This is a genomic window from Ensifer sp. Root558, assembly GCF_001427045.1.
Lineage (GTDB): Bacteria > Pseudomonadota > Alphaproteobacteria > Rhizobiales > Rhizobiaceae > Ensifer > Ensifer adhaerens.
Genome location: NZ_LMGC01000001.1, coordinates 478,473 through 496,168 on the forward strand (window position 1 = coordinate 478,473; position 17,696 = coordinate 496,168).

A 17,696-nucleotide genomic window follows, 5' to 3' on the forward strand; every position below is an offset into this window, starting at 1 on the left:
CGTCGGCATAAGACTTGGGAAATTCAGCTTAATCAGCGTCTTAAGAGAAGTTTTGGTGGGTGATCACGGGCTCGAACCGTGGACCCGCTGATTAAGAGTCAGCTGCTCTACCAACTGAGCTAATCACCCATCCGCGACCGCTGCGGTGTGTCCCGCTGCTGTCGTGAGGGGGCGTATAAAGGCGTTCGGTTTGGTTGTCCAGCGCCTTTGTGAAAATCTTTTGAAAAATCTCGTGGGGCTAGAGCACCCCCTGTGGAGAACTCGCCCGCTATCAACCGGGCGCGTTCCGGCCACCCCTCGCGCCTCCCTTCGGGTACAGGCCACAGGGGAAACGCGACGAAAGACCCGTTTGACGCGAGGCGCATGCTCGGCATACTGCAGTGAAGCGGGCACACGAAACGAGCGATGATTGGAGAGGTATCCCCATGCGCAGCACGATCGCCACAGGAATGCTCGTCGGTATCCTTGCCGGCTTCGCCACCGAGGCGAAGGCCGAAGTGCCGTTCTTCAACGCCACCTGCCCCGGCCGTATCGAGGTCCACGCCGATCAGGGCGGTCCCGTCTTCATCAATGGCAGCCAGGCCCGTCTGAAGCGGTTCAGCAGCGATTATTACGAGGCGAGCCAGGGACGAACCACGATCTCGATCAGCGTCAACCGCGATGGTTCGCCTTCAATCAGCTATACGCGCCGGGGCGCCGGCAACGGCGTCTGCCGTGTCACGTCTGCCGGCGGCAACACACGGCCACGCCCGGAACGCCCGCCGCAATACGACGACACGCAGCAGCCGGATCGTGTCGACGCAAGAATGATGCCGCGCTTCTGCCAGGGCGAAGCGTCTGCCGCCTTCGGCGTGCGTCCCAACCGGATCACCGTCAATATGGCCTTCCGAAGCGGCCGCTACTATTGGGTGCAGGGCAACTACGATGGCGGCCGCGGCGTCACCTTCTTCAACTGCCGCTTCGACCTCAGGGGCAACTTCATCGACGTGCGCTGACGACGGGGATGATTGAAGGCAAGAATCTAGCCGTTTCTGACCGCTCCGGCGGAAACGGCTGTGAGTTTATCATTGCGAGATGCAAATACCCTCTTGAGTGTGATGAGGTCGTGCGCTAAAGCGACGCCACGGATGGGTGATTAGCTCAGTTGGTAGAGCAGCTGACTCTTAATCAGCGGGTCCACGGTTCGAGCCCGTGATCACCCACCAAAACTTCTCCTAAAGCGCTGATTAGATTACAATTCCTATATTTACGTCGATCGCATGTGTCCGGGCTTCTGGGCAGAAGTCACGGCCCGTTTCCGTTGCAAAATCTACCGTTTCGATGTTGCGACCCCAGTGGGTGGCGCGCATTCCGCTGACCCGTGGGACGGGCGGCGGATGAGGATCGCAAAGACAGGGCTGGGCCAGCATGATCGGTCTTCCGGCGATCAGTCGCCAAGCACGCGCGACGGCCGGGCCGCCGTCGCGCCGTGTCTTGCAGGGCTCGTGAATCACTTGGCCGGAAAATATCGCAGGGTTCCGGCGAGCCGGGGGCCGGTTGAGCCCTTGGTGTCCATCGGATGATTGATGCCGTCGTTGACCGGCAAATCTTCAAAATCAAAGGGGCTCACGCCCTCCAGACAGGCTGCGTTGACGCCGTAGAAATCGGGGTTGGAGCGCGGCTTGTGAAAGGTGTAGATGCCGCATTTCGAGCAAAAGAAGTGTTCTGCTGCATTTGTGTTGAACTGATACTTGGTCAGCGCCTCGCCGCCCGAAAGCACAGTCACGCCGTCTTTGGCCGCCGAGACGGCAACCGCGCCCTTCAGCTGGCAGTATGAGCAGGTGCAGCGGCGGGCCGTATGGAGGCCATTCTTCAGCCGAACATTGAAGCGAACCGTTTAGTGGCAGGCGCCGTTGAGGTCCTGAACGTCGAAATTCATGGAAACATCCGTCTGGTCTGAGCCGAATTGATGTCTGTTCCATAAGGGCTGGATCACCGATCCTCAAGTGCGGGCCACAAGGCGTCGCGGCCGGCGCGACCGACCCTCGGCCGGTTGTGCCGCCGGCACCGTTCGGCGTCGGCCGCCCCTATGTTTTCGAGATCAGCAGGCTCCGTTCAATTGACGGTGCAATTGGGATCGTTTCCGTTGATGACGGTCACGCCCGAACCAGGGGTGGTCGAAAGGCTCACAAAGCCCGCCGCATTGCTGGTGTTGCCGTCATGCAACAGGCGCATCTTCAATCCTGCGTCTGCAGATTGTCCTCTTGCCGACAAAGTAATCCTGTGTAATTTTCCCCAAATCGGAGCTCAAACTAGAGGAGGCATACGATGAATATCAATTTTGTTCAGATGCGCGCCTCTGGTGGAATGGTTCACCCGTCACGACGAGTGTGCCGTAATCCTGTGTATTACTTCGGCGCATAATTGCGTCCTGAGTTCCGCCTTTTCGTATCTTCCATTTTGACTTGATGTGACCGGCTTCCGGAACGTAGTTCCGTGTCCGCGCGCATCCATAATCTAGAGGACCCGACCGCTTTGCGCGGCGGGAAAAATCATGCGCGAATTGCAACTGACCACCGCTGGCGCCTTGCCGGCGATCATGGACGACCTTTTTCGAACGTTCGGCTTCCGCCGCACGGTCGGCGCTTTCCTGCTTGCTGCCTGGAGGCGTCAGCGGACGCTCAACCAGCTCAGCCACCTCTCCGACCGTATGCTGCGCGATATCGGCGCAGAGACGGGAGAGGGCGTGAAGAAGCCGGAGATCGCCGACATCTCGCTCTGGCAGATGCCGGTCGGCTATCCGGTGACGAGACACAACTGAGGCCCGCGTCAAGCGGGCCTCTTTTCCCGCAGCAACCGGTGGCCGATGAACAACGGCTCAGAGGGCAATCGGCTCACTGGGGGACTGGCGCGGCGAGCTTGGCCGCGCAGTCATGCTTGATCATCGCCGCGGCAAGGTTTTCCCGCCCTTTGCCTGTCGCCTTCGCCCTTGCTGCCGCCATCTCCCTGCACCAGCCGGCGTCGAGAACGTCCTCCGGGATGTGCGGTATGCAGGATGAAAGAAAGAGCAGCGAAGAGAGGAAGACGACGCGCATTCGGGGCTCCGTGGGGGCAAGGGCTCATTCATAGCACTGGTTGCGCGAAGGCTGGGTATCGAAAACGTCACTCATGTCCTGATCACAAACCTTCTATTCTGGCGTGTGAACGCCGCCTCCCGTCTGCTACCCGGGCCGGTTTTCCCTGATTATATCGACGAGCGCGCTTGCCCGGTTTGCTCAATTAGCTATGACGGTGACGAGGTCGGGACATCCGGCATTTGAAACCGCGGGTGGAAGTGCAGTAGCGATGACGGACACCAGGAATATTATTGACGCGCGTGCGTGCAGCGACGAGGCCCTGCAGGCGATCGGTTCCGATGTGCTGATTGTTGGGTCGGGGGCTGCGGCCTGCGCCATGGCGACGCGGCTCTTGGCGGAGGGCTTGAAGGTCACGTTGCTTGAAACCGGCGACAACCTCGTCAACTCCGACAGCTCGCCCTTCTTCGAGATCGCCAACCAGGAGCCGTTCGGGCTTTCATTCCAGATCGGCGGCGCGACCAATCTTTGGTCCGGGCGTGTCGCGCCGCTGGAAGATGTCGACCTGACGTCCGGCAACGACTGGCCGCTGGAGCGCGCTGAACTCGATGGATATTACCAGCAGGCGATCGAACTCCTGCAGCTGAAGCCGATCGGCGCCATCGACCAGGTGCCAGCCTATGACGGCGGCTCGGCGCCTTGGCGGGATTTTGTCTCCGACCCGGCCGTCTCGGTCAAGCGGTTCCAGTGGAGCCGTCCGGCCTTCAACGGTCAGGATTATCTGAAGGCGCTTGCGGGCAAGAACCCTGATCTCACCATCGTCTATAATTGCCGCGTGCTGCAGGTGATCCCGACCGCCGCCGGCGATCGCGTCGGTGCGGTGCGGGCGGCGATCGGCGAGGGGCGAACCGTGGAGCTTTCCGCCCCGGAATTCGTGCTTTGCGCGGGGGGGCTCGAAAACCCGCGCATCATGCTGAACAGCCGCCAAGGCGGGTTTTTGGTAAACGACAATATCGGCCGCTTCTTTTCCACCCATCCGAAGGCGAATGTCGGGCGCATTCACCTGTTCAAGACGGTGAAGACGGCAGGGCCGCTGTTCAGCGATCACAAGAGCGGCAGCAGCTCGCTGCGCTTCGGTGTCGGCGTGCGCAAGGGTCAGAAGAGAGAGCAGCTGAACCATTATGTCCAGTTTTCGCCGCGCTTTGAATCAATCGGGCTCAAGCTCCTCGAACATGCGCAGCACGTGGTGGCTGCCGGCGAGGGCGGCGATCGCCCGCAATCGACCTTGCGTCGTCGCCTGACCTCGGCTCTGGCGGTTGTCGGCCAGGTCGCCTTCAACGTCATCGGCAAGATGGGGTTGCTCGGGCCGGGCGGCTCGATCCTCGTGGTGCGCGGCTTCTTCGACCAACATCCCAATGCCGAGCACAGGGTCGAGTTGAGCGAGGCGCGCGATCCCCATGGGCTGCCGAAGGGCGTCGTGCGCTGGTCGCTGACAGAAGATGACCAGGCGTCGATCCGCGAATTTCTGGACGAGCTTTCCGGGCTGCTGCTGCGCCACAATATCGGCAAGCTGATCTCGACGCTGCCGCCGGCAGGCAAGCCCTGGGACATCACCGGCATCCATTCCCATTTCATGGGCACGACGCGTATGGGCCGCTCGGCCGACATGTCCGTCATCGATCGCGATGGCCGGGTGCACGGGGTCGACAACCTCTACGCGGCAGGCGCGTCGGTCTTCACCTCCTACGGCTACGCCAATCCAGTACTGACAGTCATGGCGCTTGCAATGCTTACCGCCGATAAGATATGCCAGCGCCACAAAACAAAGGCGGGTAATCCATGACGGAAATGACTTCCCCGGAACTTAGCGGCAAGGAACAGCGGGCGAAACGCACGCGCTGGCAAAAGCTCTCGCGAAAGAACTACTTCGGGGGCAAGCTTTCGACGAAGAACCTGGTCCGGCTATGCCAGGAAAATGCTTCGAACAAGCGCACGATCATCGTTCACACCGAAGACGTTGACTATACTGAGTTTTTCCCGAACTCGTTCCTGGTCTCGAAGTCCGATCGCAAGAAGGCCGATCTCGTCGTCGACACGCATTACCATCTCGATGCCATCGAGAGCGAAAGCTACGACATCGTGCTCTGCACCGGCCTGCTCGAACATGTTCCCGATCCGCAGCGGCTGATCGACGACATGCGCCGCATCCTGAAGCCGAACGGCAAGCTGATCATCTCCGCCTCGGCGGTGTTCTCCTTCCACGAGGGGCCCGAGAACTATTTCCACTTCACGCCCTTCTCCTTCAAGATGCTGTTCAAGGACTGGAGCGAGATCGAGGACCTGCGTGGCTCGAGCATGCCGTTCGAAACGATCGGCATTCTGATGCAGCGCATTCTGCTGCAGTGCGACGTGTTTCCGCTGGCGCGCCCGTTCATCGAACTCATGGCGCGCTCGGCCCGGTTCTTCGACGTCTTCATTACCCAGCAGTACGATACGACGTGGAAATACACCGACGATCACAAGATCGATTCGATGATGCCTTCCAATATCCAGGCCGTGGTGAGGAAATAGCGCGGGCCCGCCCGCGGCTTGGGCGACGTCCGTCGCCGCTTCGCCTTTAAAATTCCGATGAAGGATCACCCACGGGCGACGCCCGTGGGTGATTGCGTTTTTGGCGCCGGGTGCTCGCGGGCGTTTACGGGGTCGTCGCGGGCTGCGTCGTGGCCGGCTGCGTGGTTGTTGCTGGCGGCGTCGCCGACTGGTCTGTCGTTGCGGGCTGCTGGGTCGTTGCTGGCTGCTCGGTCGTTGCCGGCTGTGTCGTCGTCGTTGTCGGCGCTGTCTCGGTTGCCTGCTGGTTCGCCCCCGGTTTCAGGAACATCACAGCAAGTACAATGAGCACGACCACAACCACGATACCGATGATGGTGTTTCGATTCATCAAGGCTTCTCCTCAGGTTAAGTGCCTTGAAGCTGTAAATGGAGCGGTTGGTCGAATTATCAACGGGCCGGTTCGCGGGTCGGTTGAAAAACACATGCCAAACGTGGCGTGGGGCGGCTGTGACCGCCCCGACGTGTGCGGCTGTCCCTGAAGTGTAAACATGAGCCGGGTGGTTTTCCCCATCGACAGCCGGCTAAGCGAAAGCGCGAACCGACAAACCCGCCTTAGCGGGTGCCTTCGTCGGGAGCCTTCGGGACCGCGGTAATGAAGCCGAGCCGCAGCAATTGCTTCGATCCGTCGAACTTCATCGAAGACTCGGAAAAGAGCTGCAGGGCGCCAGTGCTGGAGAGTGCATCCGTCATCTTGGCGTAGGCCGCCGAGCCGTCGAAATATTGCCCATCGGCCACCGCGTCGTTGATGACCTTCTGGTAGTCGGCAAAGAACTTGAAGTGCAGCAGCGTGCCAAGAATAGACGAGAAATTGCGCTGATAGGGGAGCGGCTGGTGGATGCTAGGGCCGAAGCGACAGTCTTCGTCCCAATAGATCAGCGGGTACTTGATCATTTCCAGGTCCGAGTCGAACTCGCGGTGGCGAGCGCCGCCCTTGATGGTGATCGCCCGCTTCGTCGTCGTCAGCGTGTAGCCGCGGCTGTCGAAATGATCGGCGACTTCCCAGGGGGCACTGGTCTGCAACTGGTCGATGTCGGCGGCCCCGAGATCGACCGGATACATGTCCAGCATCGGTGCCGGGAGGCGCGAGATCTTCAGGCCCTCGAGCGCGTGGATGACCGACCAGAGCGTGCGGTTTTCGCAATCGTCATAGATCAGGAATTCGTCGGAATCGACGTTCACGTACCAGCGTTCGCCACCATACAGTGCGAACAGCGACTCTCTCCAGGCGCGTCCGCGCCGCGCATCCTTGTAGCGGACCGAGGATGCCCACAGGTCGACATCCGGCTGACAGAGCAGATATTCGCGGGTGCCGTCGGTCGAGGCATCGTCGACGCAGATGAAGCGGGTGATCCCGAGTGACCGGTAATGGGCGAGGAAGCCCGGCATGAGCTTGGCGTCGTTGCGGGTCAGGAAGATCAGCGGCAGGTCATCGGGATAGAGCGACGTCTGCCCTTGGGGGCTGACGCAGCGCAGATCGACCGCGTGGTTCATCCTGCGCTCGCGCCGCTCGACCTTGGTCGTCTCGTACCAGGTCGCGATGCGATCAAACAAGCTTCGATCCGTGATCGACTCGGCATCGGATCGATTCTTGAAGGGATACGCGATATCCGTCATGCTCATTCCGACATTTGTCATAAACAATATGAACCCGGACTAAATCAAAAGCACAGGCGTGGCAATCCATACGATCGCACGGATATGGGGAGCGAAAATCGCTGTGTCGAGTGGCTCGCACACGTGGAGTGCGCCCGGCTGCTACAGTTTCTGCGGGTATCCTTCAATCGCAGGGCCCCTAGAAAGAAAGAGCCCCGCACGAGGGCGGGGCAAGCAGGCACCCAAAATGGCTCGGGGTGCGGGGAAGCGCAGTCCAGAAAGAACGTACTGCGCGGTACGGAAGCTAACGTGCATCCGCCGGAGCGGGAAAGGCCGGATTCGCTGATTCTGGTACGGTTGCCAAAATAAAGTGGCCCGCGCACGGGCGGGCAGGCGCGCCCCTGTGGTCGCTTCACGGGTCGGTTTTCAAGGCTATCGATTGACTTTGCCGGTCGGAGCTTCATTTCCGATTGGGGAAAAGACGGAGACGATCATGTCAAAGGCGATGCTGACGTTCCTGTGCCTGGCGGTGCTTGTGCTTTCGGCTTGCGCCAACACGGCGCGCGGCTTTCGGCAGGACGGTGTCGAAACCGGCCATGCGCTGGACGATGCGACCCATCGCGTGCTGAAATCGACATCGAAGTGACGCGATACGAGGTGCCCCGGGCTGCAGCGGCCTACCTACCGCGATGGGGCGGTGCTGGCGCGCGCGGGACTTTCAGCGCTGCTGAAGATCACCACGGCAAATAGCAGCACGCCGAGGAAGGCGACGATCGACGCGGCGGCAACGATGGGCTCGATCTCGGGCCTGCCTGTCGTCATCAGATAGAGCGAGGGCACGAGCACCGCGACGCCTGACGTGTAGACATAATACTGGATCAGCGCGAGCCGCCGCTCGGCCTTGGCCGGGTTGAGCGCGTAATAGATGCCGAAGATCGCCATCGTCACCCAGCCGAGCAGGTTCGTATGGGCATGGGCCGGCGTTGCTGCATGGTCCTGGCTGATCGCCATGTGCAGGCCCATGCAGAGGCCGATGATCAGAAAGATGATTGCGGTCTTGAAATAGAGTTGCGCAAGCCTTGGCATGGACTGTCTCCTCCGCGATGCCTTTGCTGTCTATTAGCATGTTCGCAAATGATTGGAGATTGCCAATATTGGGCGTGTGGGGGCGTCCGGGCAGGCGAAGGTCAGGCGGGCCGGGCGGTGGTGGCGGCGAGCGTGGCGCGTTTGCGCGTCGCCATGCCGTCGAAGGTGGTGAGCCCCTGGCGCTGCAGGTAAGCCGAAATCGCCGCCTCGATGCCGCGATCGTTGCCGCCTTCGGTTTCCCAGAAGGCTTCGATGGCTGCAAAGAGGGCGGATCTGTCGAGCGTGACGGTCATCGCAGGCTGGTTCCGAACTGCTGGCGGTGGTTGAGGGTGCCGTGGGCGGTTTGGCCGAAAGGCGCGCACTGCGCGCTGAAATCGGCGCACCAGCGTTCCCATGCCTGCGACGTTCGCACGAAAGCGGGCAGTCTGTGTTCCTGCTCGGGGCTCTGCTCGAAACCGTTCAGCCAGGCATCGGCGACGGTCTCGGTAACATCTTCGCCGTGAAGCGCGTCGAGATCGAAGCGGATTAGCCGCTCCACATGCTCGCCGTCATGCACATCGAGCCAGTCGGCTGCGGTTCGGTAGGTGGTGCCCGTCGTGTCGGTCTCGTTGCAGAAGGTGCCGGCACCGAGCGTCATCATGGCGAGAATGATTTCTCGGCGCTTTAGAAAGGGTGCTGCGCTCATCGCCGTTGCGGCGTCCACGGAGATCGCATCCGACATCGTTCACCTCGTCTGTTCGAGGTGCGCACTGGAACACCCTTCGCGGGTTCCCTGTCGGCCCCTCCGGCTGTGTTTCTGATGTAGATATAGGAAAAATCCTATCTGCCAGTCAATAGGAAAAACACTGCCGGCAGGAATTGCCTTGTTCAAGTTGTCGATGACGCCCTGTTTGTTCTTGTTTTGTTCGCGTGATTGCGCCACTGTGGGGCCGCCATTCCAGGTGGCGGAAAAGGAGCATGGGATGATCACCTACTTCGTCGTTCAGAGCTTCACACTGGGGAGCCGCGGCGCATTTCTCGCCGACGATCCGGTGCAGGCGACCGGACCCGAGCATGCCCAGCGGCTGGCCGAAAGGCTCGCGGCGACCAAGGTGGGGGTGATTGCCTTCAGCCGCTCGGGCGACCTGGCGACCGGTGAGTTCGAGGATGCCAGGGTGCTCTTTACGATCGGCGACCTGCCCACGGAGATCGAGGAGGCGATGGCGGCGTGACGGCTGTCGCCGGGCAGGGGTGGCCCGTAACGGTCACATCCGTGAGCGGTCGAGAAGGCGCTCACCGCTTGGGCGCCACTCAATGTTCATTGGTTACGAGCCGGGTGCGCCGTGGTAATGTCGTCGCGCAACGTTGGGAGGCGTGAAATGATGTCCGTCGACAGTCGTGCAAGCGGCGAGCCGTCTACCGGTCAATATTGGTCTTCGCCCATTCCGGTTGACGAGGCCGAGTTGAGCCCCGTTCTCCTGCGACAGATCAATTTTTGCGACGACAGGCGCGGATTTCGGGCCTATGTCGTGCAGGTGTTTGCCGATCCTGCCGGGCCTCCGGAGGCCATGTTCGAGCTTGCGTACAATCGCAGGAGCAAGCGCGCCTGCGCCATTTTCGAGGCGGTTCGGGCGGCTGACCTTGGTGGTTCCGGTGATAGGGTCGTCGCTGCGGCCGATCCGATCTGGGTGGTCGCAACCAGCCCTCGGACAGCGGTTGACGCTGCTTTTCAGGCCTTGGTCGATCGGTGTTCCGACTAAGGCAACTCGCTTATTTGTGCTGTTTGCGGCGGCGATGGGCGAGAAATCAAAGACTTAAAGCGCGACGAGCGGGCTGAAAAATTGCGGCGTACCTAAGCGGCGGCTGCTCGGCGATCCCGACCGGATTGCCGCTCAATCTCTTTAAAATCCTGTGATTGTTTGTGGTGCTCGCCCCGCTTACCGCGCGCTGTATTTGCCGACGACACGGTGGCAGAAGGACCATTCGACCCGGCTTTCGGTGAACTCCAGGAAGGGGTTGTATTGCCTCAGCGTCCATTCGCGGTCGTTGAACGAGACGAGCCGCTTGATGATTGCCTCGGCATCGTTGGCGGGGGGAACGTGGTAGAGCACCACGTCCTTGTCGCGGGTAGGTGGCAGGTGCGGGTGGACGAGCGCCATGTCGCCCGGCTCATAGGCCGGGATCATCGAGCTGCCGGTGAGGTAGATACCGTAGGCGCCCTTGACGCCCTCGAGCACGGACGGGCGCTTGACATATTCGACCGCATCGAAGGTGACGATCACATGGCCGTCGCCGCCTTGCGCGGCCGCAAAGATCGGCAGGTCGCGATGGCCGACGAGCTGCTCGCCGGGCACGATCTGCGGCGCAAAACCCGGCGCGCGTCTGGGCGCGGCTTCGCCGGCGGCGGCAGCCCCCTGGATCAGCTCGACGATCGCGCGGGCGTCGCGCTCGCGCAGTTCCCGCGGCGTCTCCCGCTCCACGAACTGCTGGATATAGGCATGGTTCTTCCCGATCGCGATCGACAGATCCTTGTAGGTCGTCTTCTTCGCGTCGACTGCTTCCCGGATGAGGTGGCGCAATTCGTCCATGGCACTGGCATCCCAGATTCCGTTTCCGTCGTCCAATAGGATTTTTCCTCTTGATGGCAATAAGAAATCCTACTATGAATAGGATGTCAACGGAAATGAGCGGCAGAAACCGCTGCAGCAACCGTCACGGCGCCCAGTGGGCCAGCAAGCGGACTGGATGCGGATGATCGATCCGTCTCAGCCGATGCCGACCAGGGGGCGCATTCAGCATCGATCGCCGCATCTTGTGCGGTGGTCCAGGCGAGAGGCCGTCGTTTCCTCCCCGGCGACCTCTCGCTTTTCCAATCGATGCCGGCGCGCCGGCGCATGGTTGCCACGCGGGCCGATGACGGTCCGTGGTCGGTGACGTGCGCCACGTCGGTGGAGAGCAGCCGGCGCGCAGCCAGTGCGTGCCGGCGGCGCCAAGGTCACGGGTTTCGGCCGTTGCAGTGCCTCCTTCGGCGGAGGCGTGGCCCCCCTGACACCGGGAGGGGACGGCGAAGGCGACCGGCTGCTTGCCTGACGGTGGGCGGCGAGGCGACTGGCCGGTGACGGGAAGAACAATCGGAAGCGGGCGCGCGGCAGGCGCGACGAATGGCCGTGCCAATGGGCACGGCCAAAGGGGAAGGCATGGGAAGCTGCATGGCTGACAATGATTTGACAGGGAAGGCGCCGGGAGGGCGCGGGGTTTTGCCGACGCGCGAAACTCCGGGGCGGCTGGCGACCGGGGACGTCGGTTCCAAGGCCGGGCTTCGTCGTCCAAGCCGGGTGGCGGGCGTCTTCTCCCGCCAGGTGGTGCGTTCTCCTTTCCCCCGGCCGGCGAGGGCTTGAGCGCATGCGCATTACCGCAATCGTCGAAGCCCTGGTTCAATCGGGCGCGTCGCCCGAGATAATCCTTTCTGCCGTGCGCGCTGCCGAGGCGGGGCACGTATCCGAGATCGAGCGCCGCCGGGCGGGCGACCGCGAAAGGCAGCAGCGCCGTCGGGCCCGCGTGACGTCACGCGATGTCACGGTGACGGCCGACGGTGCCCTCTCTGATAAAGAAAGCTCCCCCACACCCCCTAAAGAAACTAACTCTCCCGACCCGAATCCGGGTGGGGACGCCGACCGGCCGGTTCCGGCTGCAGCCGTTCCGGATGCGGCAGGCTCGCGGCGCAACGGGAGCGGCCGGGCGATGCGGCTGCCTGAAGATTTCGAGCCCGACTGGGACTTTGCCGCCGGCCTCGGCTTCGGCCGGGCCGAGGCCGGCGTCGAGTTCGACAAGTTCCGCGACTACTGGCGCGCCAAATCCGGACGCGATGCGACCAAGCTCGACTGGGCCGCCACCTGGCGAAACTGGATGCGCAATGCCGGCGGCCGCGGGTTGCGCGGTGGCGGACAGGCCCGTCGCGGCCATCACCCCCAAGCGCCGCCACACGAGACCGCCTTTGCCCGCCATCAGCGGGAATGCAGGCAGACAATCGAAAACCAACTGAACGGAAACGAGAACAATGACCTATTCAGAGATGATGATTTCGCCGGCGGAGGCCCGGCTTTCGACCTTGGGCCGGGAGATTACCGCGCTCACTGAGCGGCTGGCTTGCGTCAACGAGGCGGCGGTGCTGCGCAGCCTCGATGCGATGCAGACGGCCGGCATGACCATGCCCCCGACGATCGAGCCGAGGAAGATCATTGCGGTCTACCACTACGCGCTTTCGGGCGTGCCGGCCTCGGGGCTTTCGGCGGCGACGCAGAAACTGATCCGCGGCGACTATGCCGCCAATCCCAACGTGCTTCTCGGCACGATACCCAAGCCGCCGGTGCTGGCAGCGCTCGCCAAGGCGGAGGCGCTGGGTCTCAGGGCGGATCTTGCCCGCAAACGCGAGATGGTTGCGGCGCTGACGCCGCGCGATCGGCGATCGCCGGCAAGCCGCAGCCGGGTGCGGGCGATGGTCGAAAGCTTCCGTCAGGCGCATGCGGCAGCGAAGGCCGGGCGGGATGCAGTTTCCTCCGACGGGCGGGCGCAAGGCGCGAACGTCCCGACCGAAAGCGCAGCTGATAGGCAGCCGGATGATACGGCCCCGCAAAATCCGGCGGCGCGGAATGCGTTTCGCGACTGGCTCGTGTCCGGCGTCGAGCGTGCAAATCTCAATCCAGCCGTTTCGAGGGAGGCTTTCCATGCGGTCTGAAGGCACTGAATTGACGACAGGACAGGCACCGGGCCGCGCAGCGGAAGGGTCGGCGGAAAGGATGCTCTCGGGGGACGAAGCGGGGAGCGCGGCTGCAAAACCGGCGACGCTCGACGATCTCGTCGGCATCGTCGCCGTTCAGGTGCGGGCGCAGGCGAGCCGGATCCAGGAGTTGGAACTGGCGCTCGCCGATGCCGAGGCGCGCATCCTCTCGCAGGCGCGGCTGATCTGCGGTGCCACGGCCGCGGCAAACAGCGATCTGTTCAACCGCCGGCCGGTGCGGGCGATCATCGAGGAGGTGCTTGGCGCCTATCCTGGGATCAGCTTCGAGGACATCATCGGGGTTGGCCGCGAGCGACGGCTGGTCGAGCCGCGGCACCGCTGCATGACCGCTGTTTACGACGAGCGTCCGGATCTATCGCTGCCGGCGCTCGGGCGGATCTTTCGGCGCGACCACACCTCGGTGCTGCACGCCGTCAACAAGCGCGAGCCCGGCAATGCGCGGCGGCGCGGACGGACCCAGCAGCCGGGCCGCTTGCCCGCGAATGCCGGTGCCGACGGGATCGGCGCGCCGGCATTTTGATTTTCCGACGAATTTCAGTCCCGCCCGCGGCCGCAGACACATGCAGCGGGCGAGGGCACATGCAGATTGCAAAAGGAGAAGAGACCATGAAATCCAAGGCAGAGCGCATCCGCATCAAGCGCGCCAGCCGGGCGGGCAGGCCGCGCAAGGCCAATGTGGCGCGCTATCCGGGCGGGCAGATCAAGCATGGCGAAAGCGAGCGCGAGGTCTGCTCCGTGGCGCTGGACGCGCGCCGGCGCATGCATTTTTCCGGCCGACGCGACGCCGATGTTGCCAGCCCCTTTGCCGGCTACACGCTCGGTCGCATGTTCCTCGACGGCAAGCTGACGGCGCATGAGCGCGAGGCGGGCGACGAATACAGCCGGCAGATGGCGCGTTACTACAGCCTCACCGGCATTCCTTTCCCGAGCGTGCGGGCCCAATCGCTGTTCGACGTGAAGGGTTTTGCCGGCGAGACGAGCGCCGAGCGCGCCCGCGGCGCCCGCCAGGCGGCGAACCGGATGATGGAGCTGGAAGGCGTGCTCTTGAAACTGCCGGACGGGCCGCAGGTGAAGACCACTGTCTTCAACGTCTGCATCATGGACTACGAGATGCTACGCACCATGCCGGAACCGCAGCTCGCCTGGCTGAAGCGCGGGCTGATGGAGCTGCACTGGCAGCTGGGGCTTTCGCGGGAGAAGGAAGGGGCGTGAAAGCGAGCGGCGCGGATCGGCCGCTGCCAGTGGCGCGGTTTCAAGCCGGCTCGCGCTTCGCCGCGCCGCTTGCCGCGATGGCGGGTTCGAATGCCTTCGCGTCAGCGCGGCTGCGCACCGCGACGAGCGTCGCATGTTCGGCTGAACACGCGACGCTCGAACCGGCCTGAGGGGCGGGCGGACGCGACCGGAGCCGTGTGGATGGGGCGCGCGGCGGTCTCTCAGGCACGGTAACGATTATCCGCGGAAGGCTCTTCCCTCGGTCGTGGCGGCCACCTCCGGTTCGTAGGAAAACATCATGCAGGTGAGCGCTGAACGTTTCGCCGCTCGCAATTGCCGTGTCGCTTTAGACTTTTGACCACGAATGTACTGGCACTGGTGTAAGAGCGATGATGAGGAAGGTCGGTGCGATTTCGCCCCGGGCTTTTTCGTTGACCGCATGCCAGACTTTCGGGTCATTGATGCGGCCGATTGCTTCGTCAGCGGTCGCCAGCCGACTGCGCCCGGGTATCCAGGCCACGAAGGGTCTGCCTCATCTTGGCCTTGAATAGACCTCAATTGACGCGCACCCTGATTAAATCGATTTAAGCCTGCTTGGCTTCTCGCGGCGTCAGAACCTCGACCCGCCATTTCCCCCTTAGATCGCCGCGTCGTAGCGCTGCCGCACGCAGCGGTATCAAACGAGATCGCGTGCCGGCGACTGCCGGTATCGGGAGGAGATGTCATGTTCGACCGAACGATTCACCGGACAATCCATTTCGACCGACCGTTCAGATTGCCGGGCGTCGATGAGACGATCGTCGCCGGCGCCTACGAAATCGATGACGACGAGGTGCCGATCGAAGGGCTTTCCTGGCTCGCCTACCGCCGTGTTGCCACCTTCATCAAGTTGCCCGCGACAGTCGAGAACCACTACCGAATGCGGTTGATACAAATCGAACCCGACGAGTTGGCGCGTTTGGTCGCGCTCAGCGGCGCCGAGATATCAGATGCGCCCGGACAGTGAGGATAAAACCATGTCCCAACATCGCTATCCCGTCGGGCTGTCCGTTCGCCTGCGAGACCGTCATAACCTCTCACCGAGAACCGCCGAAACCTATCGCATCACCGCAAAGATGCCGCTACGCGACAACGCCCCTCAATATCGAATTCGCAACGATGAACTCGGACAGGAGCGGGTCAGCGCTGAAAGCAATCTGGAACCGATCGACTGGGGAATGACCCGCAGCCACTGAGGAATGCCATGCGCTATGTCGAAACATTGAAGCGACTATTCCGGGTTAAACCTGAAATCCGTCACGTTGGTCTTGTGCTGACAGTCGCAAAGCCGGCCAGTCAAAAGGCACGCGAAAGGCCGCAGGAACGTCATGACAGCTCCGGCATATTGAAGCGCAGCCGGGATACGCAGGAGCGCCACCGGCTTTTGTAGAGCAACTGATCTGCGTCAAGACAAGGAGATAGACGCCGATGAAACCGCTCCATCGCACACATCAGATTGGCCTTACGCTTTGGCTGCGAAACGGTGGGGCAACCGGCAACACGGGCGAACTCGATCAATATGGCAGGCGTGTGGAACGTGACGGGTCCTGGACGGGAGCGCGGTTGTATATCGGCTCCTGGACTATGGCCGGCCTCGACCAGCAATTTGGCCTCCGCTGTGCTTCTCAACGCACCACAGCGGGCCTGAAGAAGACGAGGTAAACGCCCGTGTCTGACGCGAATGGAAATGTCTTGATGAGCGTCGCGGAAATCGAGCTGCTGCGGTGTGTGTTCGAGGCGACCTGCGCGGAGCACCAGATACCGCGGGAGGGAAGCTGCGCCGAACATCTTGCCCGGTTTCTTATGTTCGAGTTCAATTTGTCTACCTCAACCGAAAGCTCTCTCCTGGCAGCCGTCGATGAGGTCTATCTCCGACGCGCTCCGCCCCACGAGGAAAGCTAAGCAACGCGCAGCCGGCCGAATAACATCGCCTATCCTACCCTACGAGGCTCCTCGCAACCTTCCGTTCGCGCAGGATGCGAGCGTCGAGTTCCTTCAGCCGGTGCGTGAGGGCGGGATCGCCGGGCAGGAGGGCGAGAGCCTTCGCCAGCATATTGCGTGCGGTGACGAGATCGCCGTCGCGGATGTGGCGATTGGCGCGGTGATAAAGGAAGTTGACCCGCTCCGTTGGCGCAAAACGGTCGCCGAAGCGGGCGTCGAGCGCGTCGGACCAGGCGGGATGCCGGGCCATGGCGGCGACGGCGACCTGATAGGGACGCATGGGCGCATCGACCCGGGCGGCGCGGGCAAGACCCCGTAGGCGCGAAACGTCATGGGTTCTGCAGGCGGCGATCAGCGAAAGGGCACGCTCGGTGCCGGTAAAGACACGGACGGTGCCGTGGCCGGTCATGTGAACGCGCACGAGATGCGTTTCGGCCTGAAGTGCTGCGATGCGCTCGGCGTGGCGGCGATCTATCGCGTGGAAGGGATCATAAAAAATGAAGGCGCGGCCGGCGGCCTGATCGGCCGAAATGCCCATATTGGCGTGCAGATCGGGCGAAAAATGCCGGAGGAAGCGATTGTCGTAGGGGACGGATTTCGGGTCGATCGAGACCTGCGGGCAAAAGGCGATGGCCGTGGTGGCATTGAAGCGCCGGCGATAGCGAAGCGCCGCATAACCACCCTGCGAATGGCCGTACAGAATGCGCTCGGGAGCTGCATTCAGAATGGGTGCTGCGGCTTCGACCGCCTTGACCACGCTTGCCGCCGGAAACCAGTTGGGCCGCCTACTGATGAAGCCGAGGGCTGAGATGTCGGCCTTCTCGCAAAAGCGCTGGCCCCAGTAGCGGCTGCCGTTTGCCTGGATCTCCATCTCGTTGAAGGTCACCAGCAGATAGGGGGATGAACCCGGTCGATGGATGACTTCAAGATTTTCGTCCGAGTAGATCAGCACGGTTACTCCAAAACAATTTCAATTCTTGCAGCAATATTATTTGAAAGTTCGAGAATGATTTGCGGTCACCTCGGATTTCTTCAGTATTGCGTATTTGTATCAGATTTCCAGTGCCTGGATCTTTCTGCAAGGCAAATCCAATAATGAGGTCGCGGCTCAAGGGAGGCTCGTTTCCGGTCGATTTCGGCCCGATGCGGTCACTGCGCCACCGGTTGAGCGCCCACGTTTATGGCGTTCGTTACAGTTACGTACTTGATTGCCCGCGCGAAAGGAGCAGCATGCCCGCGCAGACGGCAACGGCCTTTCGCAATCGGTCGTGAGTTGCCGTTTTGGCAGCCGAAATTTGTTTGAAAATTCAGGCATGGCTTTGCGCGTCGAACCTCAATGGAGACGTGCTTCTTCCCAGATCAGTTTTTCGCGCGATGGCTCATCG

Annotated in this window: 24 protein-coding genes and 2 tRNA genes; 16 read left to right on the forward strand and 10 right to left on the reverse strand. The window is 62.1% G+C overall.

Going from position 1 to position 17,696, the window contains the following annotated elements:
* Positions 1 to 53: 53 nt before the first annotated feature.
* A tRNA-Lys gene (locus ASD63_RS02375) sits at positions 54 to 129 on the reverse strand.
* A gap of 296 nt (positions 130 to 425) precedes the next feature.
* Here ASD63_RS02375 and ASD63_RS35570 point away from each other — a divergent pair.
* Entirely contained in the window at positions 426 to 995 is a 570-nt protein-coding gene (locus ASD63_RS35570; protein ID WP_063979481.1) for a hypothetical protein, read from the forward strand.
* Positions 996 to 1,129: 134 nt separating this feature from the next.
* Positions 1,130 to 1,205: transfer RNA gene (locus ASD63_RS02385), tRNA-Lys, on the forward strand.
* Positions 1,206 to 1,489: 284 nt separating this feature from the next.
* Here the strand turns inward: ASD63_RS02385 and ASD63_RS02390 are convergent.
* Positions 1,490 to 1,855, reverse strand: a complete 366-nt coding sequence (locus ASD63_RS02390; protein ID WP_244497218.1) for a GFA family protein — start codon at positions 1,853 to 1,855, stop codon at positions 1,490 to 1,492.
* 678 nt (positions 1,856 to 2,533) lie between these two features.
* Between ASD63_RS02390 and ASD63_RS02395 the strand changes: the two genes are divergently transcribed.
* Complete coding sequence (locus tag ASD63_RS02395) at positions 2,534 to 2,800, forward strand: DUF1127 domain-containing protein (RefSeq protein WP_034793390.1); 267 nt, start codon at positions 2,534 to 2,536, stop codon at positions 2,798 to 2,800.
* Positions 2,801 to 2,873: 73 nt separating this feature from the next.
* Here the strand turns inward: ASD63_RS02395 and ASD63_RS02400 are convergent, their stop codons facing one another.
* A complete protein-coding gene (locus tag ASD63_RS02400; protein ID WP_034793392.1) occupies positions 2,874 to 3,074 on the reverse strand; it encodes a hypothetical protein in 201 nt (66 codons plus the stop codon).
* 250 nt (positions 3,075 to 3,324) lie between these two features.
* Between ASD63_RS02400 and ASD63_RS02405 the strand changes: the two genes are divergently transcribed.
* Both ASD63_RS02405 and ASD63_RS02410 read left to right on the forward strand, forming a co-directional pair.
* A complete protein-coding gene (locus ASD63_RS02405; protein WP_034793394.1) occupies positions 3,325 to 4,896 on the forward strand; it encodes a GMC family oxidoreductase in 1,572 nt (523 codons plus the stop codon).
* Positions 4,893 to 5,624, forward strand: coding sequence for a class I SAM-dependent methyltransferase (locus ASD63_RS02410; protein WP_051659275.1), 732 nt, complete (start codon positions 4,893 to 4,895; stop codon positions 5,622 to 5,624). Before ASD63_RS02405 ends, ASD63_RS02410 begins: the two co-directional genes overlap by 4 nt.
* 124 nt (positions 5,625 to 5,748) lie before the next feature.
* Here ASD63_RS02410 and ASD63_RS02415 read toward each other — a convergent pair whose 3' ends face one another.
* Positions 5,749 to 5,991 (reverse strand): hypothetical protein, encoded by a 243-nt coding sequence (locus ASD63_RS02415; RefSeq protein ID WP_034793396.1) that lies wholly within the window; start codon positions 5,989 to 5,991, stop codon positions 5,749 to 5,751.
* Between the two features lie 224 nt (positions 5,992 to 6,215).
* Positions 6,216 to 7,202 carry a glycosyltransferase family 2 protein gene (locus ASD63_RS02420; protein WP_034793796.1) on the reverse strand — a complete coding sequence of 329 codons (987 nt, stop codon included), beginning with the start codon at positions 7,200 to 7,202 and terminating at the stop codon, positions 6,216 to 6,218.
* Positions 7,203 to 7,749: 547 nt separating this feature from the next.
* Between ASD63_RS02420 and ASD63_RS02425 the strand changes: the two genes are divergently transcribed.
* A complete protein-coding gene (locus ASD63_RS02425) occupies positions 7,750 to 7,902 on the forward strand; it encodes a hypothetical protein (RefSeq protein ID WP_034793400.1) in 153 nt (50 codons plus the stop codon).
* 35 nt (positions 7,903 to 7,937) lie between these two features.
* Here the strand turns inward: ASD63_RS02425 and ASD63_RS02430 are convergent, their stop codons facing one another.
* The 3 genes from ASD63_RS02430 to ASD63_RS02440 all read right to left on the reverse strand — a co-directional run bounded on the left by ASD63_RS02430 (position 7,938) and on the right by ASD63_RS02440 (position 9,063).
* Complete coding sequence (locus ASD63_RS02430) at positions 7,938 to 8,342, reverse strand: hypothetical protein (RefSeq protein ID WP_034793402.1); 405 nt, start codon at positions 8,340 to 8,342, stop codon at positions 7,938 to 7,940.
* Positions 8,343 to 8,443: 101 nt separating this feature from the next.
* Positions 8,444 to 8,635, reverse strand: coding sequence for a hypothetical protein (locus ASD63_RS02435; RefSeq protein WP_034793412.1), 192 nt, complete (start codon positions 8,633 to 8,635; stop codon positions 8,444 to 8,446).
* Positions 8,632 to 9,063 carry a hypothetical protein gene (locus ASD63_RS02440; protein ID WP_034793413.1) on the reverse strand — a complete coding sequence of 144 codons (432 nt, stop codon included), beginning with the start codon at positions 9,061 to 9,063 and terminating at the stop codon, positions 8,632 to 8,634. Before ASD63_RS02440 ends, ASD63_RS02435 begins: the two co-directional genes overlap by 4 nt.
* Before the next feature lie 241 nt (positions 9,064 to 9,304).
* Between ASD63_RS02440 and ASD63_RS02445 the strand changes: the two genes are divergently transcribed.
* Positions 9,305 to 9,553: a hypothetical protein gene (locus tag ASD63_RS02445; protein WP_034793442.1), complete on the forward strand. Its 249-nt coding sequence runs from the start codon at positions 9,305 to 9,307 to the stop codon at positions 9,551 to 9,553.
* Between the two features lie 705 nt (positions 9,554 to 10,258).
* On the opposite strand, the gene ASD63_RS02455 is transcribed toward ASD63_RS02445, so the two are convergent.
* A complete protein-coding gene (locus ASD63_RS02455) occupies positions 10,259 to 10,909 on the reverse strand; it encodes a S24 family peptidase (RefSeq protein ID WP_082566246.1) in 651 nt (216 codons plus the stop codon).
* Between the two features lie 814 nt (positions 10,910 to 11,723).
* On the opposite strand from ASD63_RS02455, the gene ASD63_RS34800 reads away from it, so the two are divergent.
* From ASD63_RS34800 to ASD63_RS02495, 9 genes are all read left to right on the forward strand, one after another.
* On the forward strand, positions 11,724 to 12,458 hold the full coding sequence (locus ASD63_RS34800; protein ID WP_060643539.1) for a hypothetical protein: 735 nt from the start codon (positions 11,724 to 11,726) through the stop codon (positions 12,456 to 12,458).
* Positions 12,379 to 13,056: a hypothetical protein gene (locus ASD63_RS35400; protein WP_159415454.1), complete on the forward strand. Its 678-nt coding sequence runs from the start codon at positions 12,379 to 12,381 to the stop codon at positions 13,054 to 13,056. Before ASD63_RS34800 ends, ASD63_RS35400 begins: the two co-directional genes overlap by 80 nt.
* The gene (locus ASD63_RS02470) at positions 13,046 to 13,639 is read left to right on the forward strand and encodes a helix-turn-helix domain-containing protein (protein WP_060643541.1); all 594 of its coding nucleotides are present in this window, start codon (positions 13,046 to 13,048) and stop codon (positions 13,637 to 13,639) included. The genes ASD63_RS35400 and ASD63_RS02470 overlap by 11 nt, the downstream gene beginning before the upstream one ends.
* An 86-nt stretch (positions 13,640 to 13,725) precedes the next feature.
* Positions 13,726 to 14,331 (forward strand): hypothetical protein, encoded by a 606-nt coding sequence (locus ASD63_RS02475; RefSeq protein WP_034793449.1) that lies wholly within the window; start codon positions 13,726 to 13,728, stop codon positions 14,329 to 14,331.
* The gene (locus ASD63_RS34805; protein WP_156552970.1) at positions 14,328 to 14,501 is read left to right on the forward strand and encodes a hypothetical protein; all 174 of its coding nucleotides are present in this window, start codon (positions 14,328 to 14,330) and stop codon (positions 14,499 to 14,501) included. Before ASD63_RS02475 ends, ASD63_RS34805 begins: the two co-directional genes overlap by 4 nt.
* A gap of 554 nt (positions 14,502 to 15,055) precedes the next feature.
* A complete protein-coding gene (locus ASD63_RS02480) occupies positions 15,056 to 15,337 on the forward strand; it encodes a hypothetical protein (RefSeq protein WP_034793452.1) in 282 nt (93 codons plus the stop codon).
* 10 nt (positions 15,338 to 15,347) lie between these two features.
* On the forward strand, positions 15,348 to 15,566 hold the full coding sequence (locus tag ASD63_RS02485) for a hypothetical protein (protein ID WP_034793455.1): 219 nt from the start codon (positions 15,348 to 15,350) through the stop codon (positions 15,564 to 15,566).
* Positions 15,567 to 15,574: 8 nt separating this feature from the next.
* Positions 15,575 to 15,760, forward strand: coding sequence for a hypothetical protein (locus tag ASD63_RS34810; RefSeq protein ID WP_127889113.1), 186 nt, complete (start codon positions 15,575 to 15,577; stop codon positions 15,758 to 15,760).
* Between the two features lie 305 nt (positions 15,761 to 16,065).
* Positions 16,066 to 16,272, forward strand: a complete 207-nt coding sequence (locus ASD63_RS02495) for a hypothetical protein (protein WP_034793461.1) — start codon at positions 16,066 to 16,068, stop codon at positions 16,270 to 16,272.
* Between the two features lie 34 nt (positions 16,273 to 16,306).
* Here the strand turns inward: ASD63_RS02495 and ASD63_RS02500 are convergent, their stop codons facing one another.
* The gene (locus tag ASD63_RS02500; protein ID WP_034793464.1) at positions 16,307 to 17,263 is read right to left on the reverse strand and encodes a hypothetical protein; all 957 of its coding nucleotides are present in this window, start codon (positions 17,261 to 17,263) and stop codon (positions 16,307 to 16,309) included.
* Positions 17,264 to 17,696: the final 433 nt, after the last annotated feature.